The organism is Rufibacter glacialis, assembly GCF_008271745.1.
In the GTDB taxonomy this organism is placed as follows: Bacteria; Bacteroidota; Bacteroidia; order Cytophagales; family Hymenobacteraceae; genus Nibribacter; species Nibribacter glacialis.
In genome coordinates, this window is sequence record NZ_VKKZ01000023.1 from 50,096 (window position 1) to 66,733 (window position 16,638).

Genomic DNA, 16,638 nt, shown 5'->3' on the forward strand with positions numbered 1-16,638 from the left:
AGCTTGGAATGGGGTCCTTTGACAGAGGTAGTTTTATCAGTCCTTTTTAACCACCCGTTTCACCTCTGAGACGGATTCACTGGTGATTCTCAGCAGGTAAAGGCCATTTGCTATTTTAGAAAAGTCTTTCTTCCAGATCATTTTTCCGGCCGCTATTTCAGCCGTTTCCTGATAGATCAGTTTCTGGTTCAGGTCAAACAATTGCACCTGCACAGTCTTGTAGGCGGTACTGGTGAAGGCCACGCCTAATTCCTGCTGGAAAGGATTTGGAGTAACCACCGCTTGGACGGCTTTTGAATTTCCTTTCGCTTTCAGAGCAATGACTTTGCTGTACTCAAACTGGCCGTTGAAGTCTACCTGCTTCAGGCGGTAATAATTGGTACCAGCAGGGGCAGCGGCATCAGTGAACAGGTAGCGGTGCAGTTCATTGCTGGTGCCGTGGCCTTTGATTTTCCCCACTGCCACGAAGGCTTTTCCGTCCTGGCTGCGCTCTACCAGAAAGAAATCGTTGTCTTTCTCCACAGCAGTGGCCCAAGTCAATTGGACAGCCCCCGCCGTAGCTTCAAAACCCGAAAAGCTGAGGAGGGTCACAGGCAGCGTGGTTGATTCCACCGTGGCCATAGAGTAGCCGTTCATAGTGGTGTTGCCGCAGCCGCCTGTTCCAATGGCCTGCACGGTTAGGGTAGTGGTCTTGGACAACGGACCAGAGGTTAAGGTGATGGCGCCACCGGTACCCTGTACCCGGGATCCGCTCGGCATATTCCCATCATATATCTGATAATCTACCCCGTTTTGGGAGGCGGGCATCTCAATGGTGATGGTGCCTCCGGAGCTGGTTACCTTTTTAGTAGGGGTGAAAGTATATTGGGTAGGTAGCGCATTCACCGTGATTGCATGAGCTGATCCCATAGCGGTATTGGCACAGCCAGAGCTGATGGCAAAAATGCGTAGATCGGCGTTGGAGGAAAGCGCATCTGAAGTCAAGGTAATGGCTTGTCCGGTTCCTGTTACCCCAAACCCAGTAGGCGAAGTGCCATTATACATCTGGTAGGTGATGCCCGGCTGGGAAGAACCCAACCGGATGCTGGAAGTAGAGCCACTACAGATACTGGGAAGGGTGGTTAATTCAGAAGACTGTACAGTGGGAGTGGAGACAGCGACTGTTACCGGATTTCCTATGGTAAAAGCAGAACAAGAGGCGGTAGTAGCCTGCACTGTAAAGGTGGTGCTAGCCGAAATGACGGAGGAAACCAAAGTAATATCCCCCCCGGTTCCTTCTACGGCGGTTCCATTGGCTACCCCATTCACAAACAATTGGTAGAAGACGTCCACTTCTGAGGCATTTACCCTAACCTGGGCAGTACTACCGGTGCAGACAGCAGGGGTGATGGCAGAAACGGTCAGGTTGTTGGTGGGTACAGAGACAAAAACCGTATTGCTCATCTCCACAGAACACGTACTACCGCTCCTTGTGGCAACCACCTTGAAGTTTGCGCTGGAAGTTAATGCGTTGGTACGTAAGGTAAGCGCACTTCCCGTGCCTATGATAGCAGCGCCATAGTTTACAAAAGCCCCAGTTGTGGGATTGTACACTTGGAGCTGGTAGGTTACGCTACTTTCTGAGCCAGCCAGGATGAAGGTGGCGCCCGAATTGTTGCAGATCATCTGGGTAGTTGGGGTCAAGGCAAAGGCCGTAGCTACAGGCGTCACCGTAACGGCTGAACTCCCACTCATAGGGACTGTGTTTCCACAGGCATTGGAAGCTCTCACCGTGTATGTTCCGCCCGTAGTGAGGGCCCCGGAGGAAAAAGTCAACGGATTACCAGTTCCCGCTACACTGCTGTTAGGTACAAGCACCTCATTGGCCAATAATTGATAGGTCATGCCCACTTGGGAACCGTTAAGGGTAAAGGAGGCAGCCATGCCACTACATACTGTCTGTGTGGAAGGAGTCAGGGAGAAGACCGTAGGCGTTCCTGAGGTTACATTTACTGTGATCTGTTGGGTCAACGGGAACGGAGCGCATTGCATGGAGGAAGCAAGCACTCTGAAATTGTTTGCCCCAGCAGTGGAAAGCGTGGCAGTAGTCAGGGTGATGTTTCCACCGTTGCCCGTGACAGAGGCGCCGGTATTAGTATACACCGTACCTGAAACACTTTGCAGTTGGTAGACCACCCCGTTTTCTGAATTTTGGATGACCACAGAGGCCGTGCTTCCGGCACAGACAGACTGGACCGAAGGCACAATGGCCAAGGCGTTAGAAGGAACCGTCAATGTGAAGGTGTTGCCCATATCAGAGGAACACCCATTCCGTGTGGCAATCACTTTGAAAGTGCCGCTAGCGGTAAGCGTACCCGTGGTTAGGGACAATGCCTTTCCGGTGCCCACTACCGCATTTCCGGTATTTGAGTAGGTGCCGGTGGTGGCATTTAATACCTGGATTTGGTAAGAGGCGCCTTCTTCTGAACCGGATAAGGTGACCGTGGCGGTACTTCCCTGGCATACAGTAGCAGAAGCAGGGGTAGCCACAAACACGGAAGGGGCCGGTGAAATGGTGATCGACGTTGAACCACTCAGGGTGGCTTGGCAGGCCGAGGCTCCTACTTGGTAGGCCCTCATCGTTAATACGGTGGCGCTGGTAAGGGGACCTGAAGTTAAGATAACCGTATTTCCGTTGCCCACCATTGCAGGGCCGCTGGGAGTTGACCCATCGTAGATCTGGTAAATCACCCCGTTCTCTGTATTAGCTACCGTCAAGGTCGCTTGGCTATTGTGGCAAACTGTTTGGGCCGCCGGGGTAAAGGTAGGCGTGGTAGAAGGGGCTACACAACTCACTAGTACCGCAGCCGTTGGCTGGCTTTCACAGCCAGAGGCAGCCAACGAAGCTGATACTTCAATACCCGGGGCCAGGTTGGCTTGGTTGGTTGCACTGATAGCGATAAACCAGGGAACTGGAGCGGATGAGGTTGCTCCTGTTACTGTTGCTGTCCCAGCGATTCGCTGGCCGTCAATGAACAACGAAACAATCCCATTAGTCGCACTGGTGCCTGTGATAATTGTTGCCCTTTCTTTGATGGGCGAATTCAGCGTTAACCCAAGGCTGAAGGCGGAAGAAGGGGTGGTGACGGTTACCATTGCAGAGGCAGGGCTTTCTGTTTTACCACCCGGTGCAATGGCCACGGCATACAGCACATCACCTCCTTTTAGATTAGCACTGCCCAGTACCGGGGCTGACCAATTCCCGCCAGATACGGTGACAACCTCACTAACGCGCATATCTGTGGCTGTATTTGCAGCTGTACCGCTTCTTCGGTAGACCATAATGGTGGTGCCTGCAGGTTCAGTGGAGGTACCTGTGATGGTGGTAGTGGTAGGGCACAGGGTAGGGTTTGTGGTAATGGCTGGGAGGGCAGTTTCGCAATTTGAATCAACTGTAAATTCAGTAGTTGCCGCTGAAAGGCCTTCATAACCAGATGGATAGTCCGCTGCATTAGCATTGGGTACTTTTGCCCTAAAAGAAATTTTATTCCCTTTAATCAATCCATATTTAGTAAGATCAATTGTCCAACTAGTACCAACAGCAGTAGTAGTGGCTGTTAAGCTTCCATCATTAGATGGATCAACTGGATAACCGTTTATATATAAGTAAATAAGTGCCCCTGATTCAGAGCTTCCTGAAAAAGTTTTTGTACCAGTACATACAAAAGTATTTGTAGGCACAGGGGTAAGGGTTGTTTGTGCAGTACCTGTTGTTGTTGGGGTACCTGAATTCGAATTTACGTACCAACTGTTAGACCTAGATGATTCACAGGTTCCACCAGTTGGTGTTACAGTTGTCGTGATAGTTGCATAATCTCTCGTAATGTTTTCACTTTTTGCATCTCTAGGATATGATAAGTCTCTAGGGTAGGTAGGGTTATCATAAGTCCAAGAGTAAGTCGGACTTGCTGTTGTTCCTGTATTGGACGTATTTGAAGTTGCAGTTCCAAAAAACAATCCATCTTTAAAAACTTTAATTTGGGCACCTGGGTAAACTGTATTTCCAGTGACAGCATCCTTATTACTAATAGAAGTAATCACTGGAGGAACAGTGTTACATGTTCCAAATTGTTGACTGGCTACAGTTACCGTATTTGATGAAACAGAAGTACTTGCCGCACAGTTGCTACTGGCCGCCCGCGTAACCCGCACCGTCAGGATATCTCCTGTTGCCAAGTTTGTTCCACTTGGTAAAGGAAAAGAAAAATTACCATTTACAACTGTCACAGGGGAACTGGCTGTTACCAGGGTTCCATTGCGGAAGAGAGAAATGGTTCCGCCATTTTCTGAGGAGGTCCCCGTGATGGAGGAGGTTCCTACTCTGGTGGCATTTATCACTGGTGCAGCAGGGGCGGAAGTCTGGCAAAAATCACCATTCTGGATCTGATTTAGTGAAGTGGACGGAAAAGCCGGTATTACCTCTTTCCAAATCCTCATTTTGTCATTGTTGTAGTACTTGTCGTTCACACCGCCCACGTCAGAGATGGTACCTTCCAAACCTGTTTGGGCGCTGGTCACTGTAGAGCCGGATATCCGGAGGGGGGTGGTGGGAAGAATGCCTTGGCCTCCGTCTGCGCTAAAGGCCGTTAAGGGCACATAAAAATCAAAGAAGTAGTCTGGGTTTTCACTGGCAGTAGTGCCGGCCATGGCTTTCTGAAAGTACTGCCCATAGCCACCGTTGGCACTGCCCCGCCAGATTACATTGCTGGTGAAAGGGTCATTATCGTCTCCACTGCCCCGGTGGCGGTAAATGATCACGTCAAAATTGAGGGCCAGAACTACCTCATATTCAAAGCCCAAATTCTTTACCTTGGAGGGGGTGGCGTAATCAATCAAGGTGCCATTGGCCAGCCGCTGTTTATTGAAAACCCCATCAGAATCGATCAGAAAGCTATACCCTTTTGAAGCAGAAGAATTGCCCCCTAAACGAACCCTGAACAAAACCTGGCTCCCGTTAAAGGCCATGGCCAGAGGAACCGGGGCTAAATCTGTATGACCTCCGTTTGATCCTGTAGTTAAATCATTCATGGGCTCTGGTCCGCCCGGAGTAGGCATCTGGGGGAGAAACCGAAAAGGCAATTCACTGGCCGCCCCCATATCTATTCCATTTTGAAACCCCGCTGGGTTTCTAGAGGTGTACCCATCCCCATTGGGGTCCAGAATGCCCGCCCCAGGACCTACCGATCTTTGAATAATCAAACCTGGCGTTTGACCATGCGAAGTATTCTGCAAGGCAGAAAGAAATAGAAAAAGGAGAAAAGCGAAGATTGCAGGTCTTCCGGTAACTTTTTGAAGAGGGGAAGTGAACATTATTGCAGGTATTACTTATGAAAACCCTGGAATTCACTTACCCATTATATAAATGAATTGAATAAGTGCCAAAAGTGGATGCGAATTTATAAACTATGTAAGAAAAAAGGATTTTATTCGATGAATGGGTTCAAATCCCCGATGAACCAAAGGTGTAATATAATTAAATTGAAAATAGACTAGATAATTCCTGAAAAGAGAGAGGAGGGTATAAAACTTTCATGTTCATACATGAATTTGAGCCTAATACAGTTAGAAAGGTCAGAATGACAACTTTTTAGCCAGGATTTGGCGTGAGCAGGTATCCTTACAAGAAATAAGAGAATAAGCGTATGCTAAGGAGTTAGCTAAGAAAGGAAAAGCAATTAGGCGGTTCTAAGCAATCTAAAAAGGGCGCAAGCAGCGTTGCCCCCAAATCCTGCGGCATTGACCATGATAGAGGAAGGCATGAAATTAGATGAGAGGTCTGTTCTTCTTGAGGCGGAAGGATATTGGGTCAGGTTTTTGCCCAGTAAAGCGGAAATAGCCATCTCAGCTGATAAGGCACCGGACGCCCCCAAGGTGTGGCCAATCTGGGCCTTGTTTGAGTAAAAAGCAGGGGAAACGTCTGAAAAGATTTGCTGAATTGCCTGCATTTCAGCGGCGTCGCCGGCCTTGGTTCCTGGGGCGTGCAGCACGATAGCCCCCACATCGGCAGGCATCAGGGCTGCCTGGGCTAAAGCTTCCCGCATGGCCAGTTGAAAATGGGCGCCTTCCGGTGAGATACCCGTTTTTGAGGGGCTGCGTTCGTACCCCAATCCCACCGCTTCCACCACTACTATTTCAGAGAGCCCTACCGCGGCCATCTCTGGCAAGGTCATTCTTTCCAAGGCGAAGACGGCGGCTCCTTCCCCCAGCACAAAGGTGTTGCTCTCCTGGTTCAAAGGACGGCAAGGGGAATCATCAGCGGCAAATTTGGAATAGATGCCAATGGATTTCATCTGGGCAATAGTGAAAGGCGTAAGCGGAGCCTCCGTGCCGCCCACCAGAAACCGCTTGGCCATGCCCGCTTTCAGCCACGCCACCCCATTCGCGAAGGCCTGTAACGCTGTACTGCAGGTAACAGAGTGACTGATAAGGGGCCCAGTGGCTTGCAGATCATGCGCTACCCAACTGGCCACATTGCCCAAGGTGGTACTGGGAGATACCCCCGGGGGAAGTCGTTGGCTTGAGTTTTCCAGAAAATGGGCGTGAAACTGTTCAAAAAGGCCCGTGGCACCTCTAGAAGAGCCAATGTTGATGCCAATGGCACAGGAGGGTTCGGATTGCCATCCAGCTTGCGCCAACGCCTGGCGGGAAGCCAGAATGGCTAGGTGTACGGAGCGGTCCAGGGAACCATACACCGGATTTTCCTGCAAAAGAGAACTCAGTAATTCTTCGGCGGCAGGGGACAGGGGCGCTACGGGAACTTGCGAACCCAAGTGAGGAAGGGTGGTAAATGCTTTTTTCCCGCTGGAGTAGGAAGCCTGAACCTCTTCCGGGGTTCCCCCTAAGCCAGACACAGAACCCATCCCTCTGATCACAATGTATTCCTGCTCTTTTCCCCTGCTCATCTGTTTTCCCTTGGTTTTCTAAAAAAGGAGCCTAAACGGCCTTCGTCACCAATTCGCGCATTTGTTCCAGTACTCCATACACCTGGTTTAATTGGGCTTGCGTGATGCAGTAAGGAGGTAACACATACACTATATTGCCCAGGGGCCGCAGCAACACCCCATTCTCAAGGGCCAACTGGTACAGCTGGTCACGCAGGGAATGGAAGTACGTGGTGGCGCCTACTTCCAGTTCTACCGCCAGGATAGTGCCTCTCTGCCGGACTTCCTTGATTCCTGGCTTGTTTTTCAAAACCAGGGCAAAAGCCGCGTGGGCGGCCGAGATGCGGTCCAGGTTCTGCAGGAAATCCTCTGGTTCCACCAGGTCAAGGCTGGCCAAGGCGGCCGCGCAGGCAATGGGGTTGGCGGTGTAAGAGTGACCATGGAAAAGCGCCTTGGTTTTATCCTCGCTCAGAAAAGACGCGTAGAGTTGGTGCGTGCAGGTGGTGACTCCTAAGGCCATGGTGCCGCCGGTAATGCCTTTGGAAAAGCACATCAGGTCGGGGGCCTGGGTCAGATAATCAGCGGCGAAGCGTTTGCCTGTTCTCCCAAACCCGGTCATTACTTCATCGGCAATGATAATCACGCCTTTCTGCCGGCAGAGGGCCATGAGTTTATCCAGCACTTCAGGTTCATACATGACCATGCCGGCCGTACCCAACACCAACGGTTCAAATACAAAGGCCGCAATATCCGGACGGGTCAGCAGCTCTTCCATCTTCGCCAGCACGGCCTCTTCCTGGCCTGGTACCGGAACGGGCAGGAACTCCACGTCAAACAGGTACTGTTGGAAGGGCCTGGTAAAGACAGAGCGCTCACTAATGGACATGGCCCCGAAGGTGTCGCCGTGGTAACTGCCTTCCAACGCGATGATCTTTGACTTAGGAATGCCCTGGTTGTGCCAGTACTGCAAGGCCATTTTCAGGGCTACCTCCACGGCGGTGGAACCGTTGTCGGTGTAAAAGACTTTGGCCTGGTTGGCAGGAAGCAGCTTAAGGAGGCGCTCCGAGAGTTCCACAGCCGGGGCATGGGTGAACCCCGCGAAGATCACGTGCTCCAGGGTGCGCAACTGCTGGCTCACCCGCTCCGCGATGTGCGGGTGGGCGTGTCCGTGGATGTTCACCCACCAGGAAGAGACGGCATCAATGTATTCCCGGCCATCCTCGGCAAATAGAACGGCGCCTTCGCCCCGCACAATGCCGATGGGCGGCGGGGCCGTCTGCATTTGGGTATAGGGGTGCCAGTTCACCAACTGGTCGCGTTCAGAGAGGCTATTGTTCATGGTTGGTAAAATAATCCCGGAAAGTTCGCGCGTACCGCGCTACGGTGGGCTGGTCGAAAACCTCCTCCTGCAGAAGCCGGGGGAAAGCGGGCAATTGAGTGTACTGTAAGATGAATTCCTCCGTGGAGGGCGTGGGTTCTCCGTTGAATAGGATGCCCGCAATAGAAATCTGGCGGCATTTGAGCACCTCTACGGTGGTAAGGGTATGGTTAATGCTGCCCAGGTAATTCCGCGAAACGATGACCACCTCCAACCCGAGTTTCTGGATCAGGTCCAGGACTAGTTCCCGGTCGTTCAAGGGCACCATCACGCCCCCGGCCCCTTCTACTATGAGATGGTTCTTGGTCTGGGGCAATTTCACGTTCTCCAGCTGGAGGTGGAGCCCTTCTGCGGCCGCGGCGGTGTGGGGGGAGGCAGGCATTTGCAGCCGGTAAGCCTCGGGGTGAAAAACGGTGGCTGGGTTGGAAACCAGGCTCTGAACCGTATGAGTGTCAGAGAAGTCAAGGCTGCCAGCCTGGATGGGCTTCCAATAGTCCGCCTCCAAGGCTTGGGTTAGCACCGCGGCGGCTATGGTTTTGCCTACGTCGGTGCCTATGCCGGTTATGAAATATCTTTTGGGATGTGCTGGAGCAGGAGGGAGCATACTTCTTGTACTTGTAAAGGGGTGTTAAAAGCGTGCAGCACCAACCGGAGCCGTTCTTTCCCGGCGGGAACGGTAGGACTGAACACCGGGCGCACATCAAATCCGGCCACCTGCAACTGATGGGAAAGTGCCCGCAGCGCCACCGGATCGGGCAAGGTCCACGCCTGGATTGGACTGTTTATTAGCCCTTTTCCTGAAAGTGGCCCTAATTGGCTGGTTCCTGAGATGTTGGTTTGGTAAAGGTGGGCCAGTTGCTGCACCTGTTCTCGCTCGTCAGTTAAGCCCGGAAGGCGTCGGTACGCCTGCCGGATAGCTACCAAAGAGGCCAAAGGCAGGGCGGTAGTATAGATAAAGGGCCGGCTGAAATTCAACAGGAACTGCTGCAACACCTTGGGCCCCACTATGGCCGCGCCGTGGACCCCTACCGCTTTCCCGAAGGTCATGATACGGGCAAAAACCTGTTCTTCCAACTCTAAGGCAGCCACCAGTCCTTCGCCATTTTCCCCAAACAAACCGTTGGAATGGGCTTCATCCACTACCAGATACAGGCCTTTTTCCTGGCACAAGGCCGCTAAGTCCGTGAGGGGGGCAAAGTCCCCGTCCATGGAATACAGAGACTCCACCGCCACGTACACATCGCCCTGCGCCCGCTTCAATTTCTGGAACAGGTCGTCCAGGTTGTTGTGCCGGAACGCGAAACTCTGCGCGAAGCTCAACCAGATACCTTCTTTGATGGAGGCGTGGCTGGCTTCGTCGTAGAAGATGGTGTCACCGCGTTGCGGAACCGAGGAGAAAAAGCCACAGTTGGCGGCGTAGCCGGAGGTAAACAGCAAAGCTGCTTCAGCCCCATGGAAAGCGGCGATTTCAGCTTCCAGGTCTTCAGCATATTGGGTGTTGCCACTCAACAACCGGGAACCAGCGGCGCCATGCGCAGGGGTTCCCCCTACCTCTTCGGCTATGGCCTGCGCCAGGGCCGAAGAGGTAGCCAGCCCGAGGTAGTCATTGGAGCTGAAGTCTACCAATCCGGGCGCGGGACAAGCCAGCCTTCGCAGGATTCCTTGCTGGTCTCTGGCATCTAATTGCCGCCGCAGCCGTTCAGGTACCATGTTGGCTAGCTTCTTATTCAGCAATAGCCGCCGCGTTTTCCGCTACATCTACCGTTCCGCCGCACGAGGTCTGGGCTTTGAACGATTTGCGGGGGGTGAGGCCCAGCAAAGCGAACATGGCTTTGTCATCGGCGAAGCCGGGGTTAGGCGTGGTGAGGAGTTTGTCACCGGAGAAGATGGAGTTTGCTCCCGCTAAAAAACACAGTGCCTGCTCGCTCACTGGCATTTCCTGCCGACCAGCGGACAAACGTACCATGGTCTTCGGCATGAGAATACGGGCCGTGGCGATCATGCGCACCATTTCCCAAACGCTCACGCGCGGCTGTTCGGCCAGCGGCGTACCTTCTACCGGCACCAGGGCGTTCACCGGCACCGATTCTGGGTGCTGGGGCAGGTTGCTGAGCACGTGCAGCATGGCTATGCGGTCATCATCCGTCTCGCCTAAGCCAATGATGCCGCCGCTGCACACCGAGATGCCGGCTTTGCGCACGTTGTCAATGGTACCAAGGCGGTCGCCGTAGGTACGGGTGGTGATGATGTTGCTGTAGTTCTCCTCTGAGGTATCCAGATTGTGGTTGTAGGCGTAAAGGCCGGCTTGTTTCAGGCGCTCGGCCTGGTATTCGTTGACCATGCCAAGGGTGCAGCACACTTCCAGTCCCATCTCGTTCACGCCTTCCACCATTTCCAGCACACGGTCAAAGTCGCGGTTGTCGCGCACCTCGCGCCAGGCCGCGCCCATGCAGAAACGGGTAGAGCCGCCTTCTTTGGCTTGACGGGCAGCGTCCAGCACCACCTCATTGCTGAGGAGCTTATGCGCTTTCACGTCGGTGTGGTAGCGGGCCGCCTGCGGACAATAGGCGCAGTCCTCGGGGCAGCCGCCGGTTTTCACGCTTAGCAGCGTGCAGACCTGCACCTCGCCGGTGGCCTGGTATTGCTGGTGTACCTGCGAGGCCTCCACAATGAGTTCCAGGACAGGCTTATAGTAGATGGCGCGAATTTCATCCATGGTCCAATCCGTGCGGAGAGGGGAAGTGTTCTGGGCGTCCGTCATAGTCTGAATAATCTAAGTTTAGGCGCCTAAAGTACGGCAGAAAACGGAATAGGCGAAATTATTTACGCGGGATTCCCCTTGCATTTGGGTGGTTTAAGACTTGTTTTCTGAGAATCAGGCAGAAAACGGAATGGTAGCGGCGTTACACCGTAACACCGAGGTTGGTGGATGGTAGGGATAAGCCAGCCGTATGGATGATGAAGAGGAGAAAGAACGATTTAGGATGGGTGGACGTTTGCAGGATCCTCCACCACGGCGTAACAGTGTAACGCCGCTACAGGAAAAGGTCACAGTTTACAGCCTGTTTTCCAAAAACAGGCCGTAAACTGTGGCTAATCACTAACAACTAATTACTACCAACTACTTCTTGTCGGCGACCACTTGGCCGTTGCGGTATTCAACCTTTTTGGTAGGTTTTCCGGTTTCGTCAAAATACGTCCAGGTGCCGGTTTCACGGTTGTTGCGGAACGTGCCTGCCATTTCAGTTTTGCCGCTCTCGTAGAGCTGTTTGAAGGTGCCAAACTTGAGGCCGTCTTTGTAGAAGGTCTCTGATTTCACCTTGCCCGACGGGAAGTAGGTGACCAGGGCACTGATGATCTTGCCGTTCAACCAGGTGGCTTTGGAGGCCAATTGGCCGTTGTCATGGTAGGTGAGGCGTTCGCCGGTGATTCTACCGTTCTTGTAGGGCTCAGTGGTCTTGGGTTGCTTGTTGTCGTAGAACTCCTGCCAGGTGCCGAAGGGTTTGTTGTCTTTGAATTCCTGCTGGGCAGCCACCACGCCAGAGGGGTAGTAGCGGGTGATCTTGCGATCCCGCTCGTTGTTGGCGTATTTGATTTCCTGCTGCAGCTTGCCGTTTTCATCAAAGTTCTGGGCCAGGCCTACCCGCACACCTTTGCTGTAGGTAAGGGTGGCGCGCCGGTTCCCGTTCTCGTAGTAGGCCACCGAAGGACCATCGGGTTTACCCGCTAGCACGGTGCCCTCGGTCATGAGCTTGCCGGAGCGGTAGTAGGTTTTGAGCCGGGCTGGTTTGGTGGGGCCTTGGCTTAAGGTCTCGGTCTCTAGTTGGCCATTGTCATAGTAGGTGCGGTAGCCGCCGTCAATCATTCCGTTGCGGTAATTGGCTTCTGATTCTTTCTCGCCGTTCAGATGGAAGGTACGCGCCACGCCCGTCTGCACCTTGCGGGCGTACGTGATCTCCGACTTCAGTTTGCCGTCTGGGAAGTATTCTTTCACCGGTCCCTCAGGAAAGCCCTCTGAAAAAGTGGTTTCCTTTTTCAGGCGGCCGTTCTCATGGTAGCTTTTGAAAGGACCAGATTGCAGGTCATTCACGTAGAAGCCCTCCTGCAACTTGTTCCCATTGGGGTAAACAGCAGAGAAGGGTCCGTTCTTCTTGCCCTCTTTGTAGGGTACGGTGAGCTTGGGTTTGCCATCTGGAAAGAACTCGGTATAAAGGCTGTCGCGTTTGCCTTCCACTACTTTCACCAACGCCTCCAGTTCTCCGGTGGGGTAATACTTGCGGTAGTAGCCATGGATGACCGTGTCTGGCGAGGCTTTGATATAGTACACCTCTTTGATGGCTGACTGCAAAGAATCATAGTAGGTGACCACGCGGGTTTGAGCCTGGGATTCCAGTTGAAAGCCGATGGTGAGAAACAGAAACGCAGACAGAAACAGAATCCTTTTCATGGATACAAAACAATAAAAAAAGCCTTACATGTAACGTAAGGCTTTTTAGAATTAGTATAGTTCAACTTGTTTACATGCGCTCCAACACAATGGAAGAGGCCCCGCCACCGCCATTGCAGATGCCGGTCACGCCAATCTTGCCGTTGTTTTTGTGCAAGACATTGATGAGGGTGGTAACAATACGCGCCCCGGAAGCACCCAGTGGATGACCCAAAGAAACCGCACCGCCGTACACATTCACGTTGCCGCCTTCCAGGCCTAGCTTCTGGTTGTTCGCCAAAGAAACAACTGAGAAAGCCTCATTGATCTCGTAAAAGTCAACCTCAGAAGGGTCTACACCAGATACTTTCAAAGCCTTAGGGATGGCCAAGGCTGGGGTAGTGGTGAACCATTTCGGCTCCTGTTCGGCATCGGCAAAGCCCAGGATTTTAGCGATCGGCTTCAAGCCAAGTTCCTCAGCTTTCTCCCGGCTCATGAGCAGGATGGCGGCGGCCCCGTCGTTAAGGGTAGAGGCGTTGGCGGCCGTGATGGTACCTTCTTTGTCAAAAACGGGACGAAGGCTAGGGATCTTATCAAAGTTGACCTTGCTGTATTCCTCGTCTTCGGTGATGAAAAGAGAATCTTTGCCGCGTTGCGGGATTTCCACTGGTACTATCTCGTCTTTAAGGAAACCATCTTGGGCGGCTTTGGCCGATTTGCGGTAGGAGCTGATGGCGTATTCGTCCTGCATTTCGCGGGTGATACCCATTTCGCGCGCGGTATTCTCGGCGGCGCTGCCCATGTGGTAGTCGTTGTAGACATCCCAAAGGCCGTCTTTCACCAAACCGTCAATCATCTGGCCATGGCCCATCTTAGCCCCGAAACGCGCTTTGTCCAAGTAATACGGCACATTGGACATGCTTTCCATGCCACCGGCCACAATGATGTCTTTGTGCCCCAGCATGATGGCCTGCGAGGCGAACATGATGGCTTTGGAACCGGAGGCGCAGACTTTGTTGATGGTGGTACACTCCACCTCATATCCTAAACCAGCGCCAATGGCAGCTTGCCGCGCCGGGGCCTGGCCCACGTTTGCTGACAGCACATTGCCCATGATCACTTCCTGCACCAGGCTTTTGTCTACTCCCGCTTTCTCCAGGGCGCCTTTGATGGCGATAGCTCCCAACTGAGGGGCTGTTAAGCTGGCCAAAGCCCCGCCAAAGCTTCCAATAGGAGTCCGGACGGCGGAGATGACATATACTTCATTTATTTTCATAGCTGGTTTTGTTGCTTGTTCCATGTTTATAATCTGATAGTTACAAAAGTGGATTTAGGATGTTAGAATACGGTTAGTATGTAATCTGAGACAGAGAAATCCTTCATTGACTTGCCGATCAGTAGTGCTTTCTAGTTATGGGTTTGAAAGTACTTAGATTAAAGATAAAAACCAAACGCTTGTTAGGTTGAAAGGGTTCTGCTAAGGCTAATAAAAGTTGTTTAAATGGGTAACGGATGATAAGCCGCGAAGGGTTAGATGATCAGTTAAGTGAAAGCAGAGCACCGTGTTTTCTATTCAAGCTATTTGAGGTTACCCTTTCTGGGCTTCTTTTTACAAAACAGGTCTAAAACAACTGAAAAGCGGATGTGCTTACCAATCGGGGGAATTCTTATCCCGTTGGGTGCTTCTTTTGCGCGGCACCTGTTGCAGGTATTGGGCCTCTTCCTGGCGCATGGCATCCAGTAACTGCCTGGCTTTTTCTGGGCTGAGCTGAAGTTTCTTGAGGCGCTCAAACCGTGTCTGGAGCAGGGCCTGGTTTTGGAGGTTCTCCTGATCGGCCCCTTGGTGGGTGGCGCTTCTATTGCTGGTCTGGGAGTTCAGGGAACTAAGGCCTTGTTGCGGCCCTGGGGTGCTCCCAGTTGGTTGTTCCTCAGGGGTTCCGTTCTTACCGGCTTGGGGGTTAGTTCCTGCCCCGGCGCTCTGGTTCAGTGACCCCGCCTGGTTGGGGGCAGATCCCCCTTCGGCTGGGGTGCCGCCGGGAGTGGGTTGGCGGCGGCCACCGGACCCTTTTTTATTGTCTGCGGGTTGAGGCGGGGGAGGCCCTTGCTTTTTCTCAGGGTGCAGGATCAGGTATTTCTGGAGCAACTCATAATTGTAACGCGCCGCCTGATTCGTCTCATCGGCGATGATGGCTTGCTTGGCGTAAGAGAGGGCTTTGGTATAATTCCCTTCCTCGGCTTCAATGTAAGAGAGCTGGGTGGCCACCGTGGAAAGCTGACTTGGGTCTGAGTTCTTCAGGAGGGCGCGGTAAAGGGGAGAGGCTTTGGTGAACAGGCGTTGGTGGAAGTAGGCGTGAGCAAGGTTCATCAGAATAGAAGGATGGGGCTTTCCGCCTTCGTTTTGCCGAACCCTTTCGTACAGGAAGGCTGCCTGCTGGTACTCTTCCTTTTGGTAGGCCGCCTGGGCCTGCTGGGCATACTGGTTCCGGAGCGCAATGCGCTGGAGTCCCTCAAACGGGGAGAAAGCCAGGAACAGGATAAACCACCAGACTTTCATATCCGCAGCACTTGTAAAGTCCACAACACGTCAAAGGCAATCAACAGCAGGGCGGCCAGCAGAGGGTACAGGTATTTGTTGGCCGCTACCTCCACCACCTTGGTTTGCCGTAATTCGCTTTTGACCGCATTTACCGCACTCAGGAGGCGCGGCATCTCGCTCAGGTTCTGGTTGATCTCAAAGTAATTCCCCTGGGTGCGTTTGGCGATGCGCTGCAAAGCCTCGGGTTCCAGCTTGGTCAGCACGGTTTGGCCTTCCTGGTCTTTTTTGAAGGTGCGGCCCACGGGGATCTTGCCACCCGCGTAGGAGCCTACCCCTACGCAGAACACGCGTACGCCTTGGTTCTGGAGAGGTAAAGTGGCAGATTCTATTCTTTCCCCAAAGGTCTCGCCGTCTGAGAAGATGACCAGGATCTTAGACCTTTCCGTTTCCCGGCTTGATTCGCTGTCTTTGAATTTCTGGTGGGCCAGTTCCAGCACAGGCGTCAACTGGGCGGCATCTGGGGGTGCCAGGTTTGTGCTAAGGGCCTGCACGAACAGCTCCAAAGCGCCCTGGTCATAGGTGAGCGGGCTCAAGACGAAAGCCTCTGAGGAGAACCCAATCAAGCCTACCCGGTCAGCATTGGTGTTTTTGATGAAGTCCAGCAATTCCAGTTTTACTTTCTCCAGCCGGGCAGGAGGCACGTCCAGCGCTTTCATGGATTGGGACAAGTCTACCGCCAGGTACACGTCTTTGCCGTTGGTCCTGATCTCTTTGGTCATGGCCCCGAAGGAGGGGCCCAGCAAAGCTACCACCAAGAGCCCCATGTAAATGGACCGGATAACGGCTTTGATCCAGATGGTATTGGCCGTTTGCGAAAACTGGCGGGCCAGCCGCTTGATCCGGTACAGATATCCGCCGTAGAGCACCCCAAACAGGAGAAGGAAAAAGAACTCCATGGAAGTGAAAGGCAAATACCAGGTCATAGGCGAAAAGATGGGGCATGTAAGGTTGCCGCGGCAAGTTAGGAAGAAACATACAAACGTGTTCTTCCTAGCTTAATTGGCAAAAAGGCCGCTAAAACGGGGCACACCGGGATAAAACGCCGGTGAGAGGAAAAAATTTTAAAAATTTCTGTCTTTCTAAGGGGTTGGAAGCTAAGCGAATGGCCGCAGCGGGGTAGGTAGCTCATAAATATTTTTACCCCGGGCTTTGGTAATCTCCTTTTTGTTCGGCTATATTTGCACACTCTTTAACCGAAAGAGCTGCCCGGAGAGATGGGTGAGTGGCTGAAACCAGCAGTTTGCTAAACTGCCGTACCTCTAAAGGGTACCGGGGGTTCGAATCCCCCTCTCTCCGCGAAATTTTAAGGAAAATTAAA

10 protein-coding genes and 1 tRNA gene are annotated in these 16,638 nt (G+C 52.8%); 1 reads left to right on the plus strand and 10 read right to left on the minus strand.

The window, feature by feature from the left end; translation table 11 throughout:
- Positions 1–36: 36 nt before the first annotated feature.
- The 10 genes from FOE74_RS21290 to FOE74_RS16285 all read right to left on the minus strand — a co-directional run bounded on the left by FOE74_RS21290 (position 37) and on the right by FOE74_RS16285 (position 16,243).
- Positions 37–3,276, minus strand: coding sequence for a T9SS type A sorting domain-containing protein (locus tag FOE74_RS21290; protein WP_188686930.1), 3,240 nt, complete (start codon positions 3,274–3,276; stop codon positions 37–39).
- A gap of 2,438 nt (positions 3,277–5,714) precedes the next feature.
- Positions 5,715–6,941 (minus strand): beta-ketoacyl synthase N-terminal-like domain-containing protein, encoded by a 1,227-nt coding sequence (locus FOE74_RS16245; RefSeq protein WP_149099695.1) that lies wholly within the window; start codon positions 6,939–6,941, stop codon positions 5,715–5,717.
- 31 nt (positions 6,942–6,972) lie between these two features.
- Entirely contained in the window at positions 6,973–8,259 is a 1,287-nt protein-coding gene (gene bioA / locus FOE74_RS16250; RefSeq protein ID WP_149099696.1) for an adenosylmethionine--8-amino-7-oxononanoate transaminase, read from the minus strand.
- A complete protein-coding gene (gene bioD / locus FOE74_RS16255) occupies positions 8,249–8,902 on the minus strand; it encodes a dethiobiotin synthase (RefSeq protein ID WP_149099697.1) in 654 nt (217 codons plus the stop codon). The genes bioA and bioD overlap by 11 nt, the downstream gene beginning before the upstream one ends.
- Positions 8,860–10,008, minus strand: coding sequence for an aminotransferase class I/II-fold pyridoxal phosphate-dependent enzyme (locus FOE74_RS16260; RefSeq protein ID WP_149099698.1), 1,149 nt, complete (start codon positions 10,006–10,008; stop codon positions 8,860–8,862). Before FOE74_RS16260 ends, bioD begins: the two co-directional genes overlap by 43 nt.
- A 13-nt stretch (positions 10,009–10,021) precedes the next feature.
- The gene (gene bioB / locus FOE74_RS16265; protein ID WP_149099699.1) at positions 10,022–11,059 is read right to left on the minus strand and encodes a biotin synthase BioB; all 1,038 of its coding nucleotides are present in this window, start codon (positions 11,057–11,059) and stop codon (positions 10,022–10,024) included.
- Positions 11,060–11,419: 360 nt separating this feature from the next.
- The gene (locus tag FOE74_RS16270; protein WP_149099700.1) at positions 11,420–12,745 is read right to left on the minus strand and encodes a toxin-antitoxin system YwqK family antitoxin; all 1,326 of its coding nucleotides are present in this window, start codon (positions 12,743–12,745) and stop codon (positions 11,420–11,422) included.
- Between the two features lie 70 nt (positions 12,746–12,815).
- Complete coding sequence (locus FOE74_RS16275) at positions 12,816–14,000, minus strand: acetyl-CoA C-acyltransferase (RefSeq protein WP_149099701.1); 1,185 nt, start codon at positions 13,998–14,000, stop codon at positions 12,816–12,818.
- A 372-nt stretch (positions 14,001–14,372) separates the two neighbouring features.
- Positions 14,373–15,278 (minus strand): tetratricopeptide repeat protein, encoded by a 906-nt coding sequence (locus FOE74_RS16280; protein ID WP_149099702.1) that lies wholly within the window; start codon positions 15,276–15,278, stop codon positions 14,373–14,375.
- On the minus strand, positions 15,275–16,243 hold the full coding sequence (locus tag FOE74_RS16285; protein ID WP_149099703.1) for a VWA domain-containing protein: 969 nt from the start codon (positions 16,241–16,243) through the stop codon (positions 15,275–15,277). The genes FOE74_RS16280 and FOE74_RS16285 overlap by 4 nt, the downstream gene beginning before the upstream one ends.
- A 285-nt stretch (positions 16,244–16,528) precedes the next feature.
- Here FOE74_RS16285 and FOE74_RS16290 point away from each other — a divergent pair.
- Positions 16,529–16,616: transfer RNA gene (locus FOE74_RS16290), tRNA-Ser, on the plus strand.
- The last annotated feature ends 22 nt before the right edge of the window (positions 16,617–16,638 follow it).

Excerpts from the sequence above, each read along its gene's own strand:
- FOE74_RS21290 (WP_188686930.1), bottom strand. The coding sequence starts at position 3,276 with ATGCGCGTTAGTGAGGTTGTCACCGTATCTGGCGGGAATTGGTCAGCC.
- FOE74_RS16245 (WP_149099695.1), bottom strand. The coding sequence starts at position 6,941 with ATGAGCAGGGGAAAAGAGCAGGAATACATTGTGATCAGAGGGATGGGT.
- bioA (WP_149099696.1), bottom strand. The coding sequence starts at position 8,259 with ATGAACAATAGCCTCTCTGAACGCGACCAGTTGGTGAACTGGCACCCC.
- bioD (WP_149099697.1), bottom strand. The coding sequence starts at position 8,902 with ATGCTCCCTCCTGCTCCAGCACATCCCAAAAGATATTTCATAACCGGC.
- FOE74_RS16260 (WP_149099698.1), bottom strand. The coding sequence starts at position 10,008 with ATGGTACCTGAACGGCTGCGGCGGCAATTAGATGCCAGAGACCAGCAA.
- bioB (WP_149099699.1), bottom strand. The coding sequence starts at position 11,059 with ATGACGGACGCCCAGAACACTTCCCCTCTCCGCACGGATTGGACCATG.
- FOE74_RS16270 (WP_149099700.1), bottom strand. The coding sequence starts at position 12,745 with ATGAAAAGGATTCTGTTTCTGTCTGCGTTTCTGTTTCTCACCATCGGC.
- FOE74_RS16275 (WP_149099701.1), bottom strand. The coding sequence starts at position 14,000 with ATGAAAATAAATGAAGTATATGTCATCTCCGCCGTCCGGACTCCTATT.
- FOE74_RS16280 (WP_149099702.1), bottom strand. The coding sequence starts at position 15,278 with ATGAAAGTCTGGTGGTTTATCCTGTTCCTGGCTTTCTCCCCGTTTGAG.
- FOE74_RS16285 (WP_149099703.1), bottom strand. The coding sequence starts at position 16,243 with ATGACCTGGTATTTGCCTTTCACTTCCATGGAGTTCTTTTTCCTTCTC.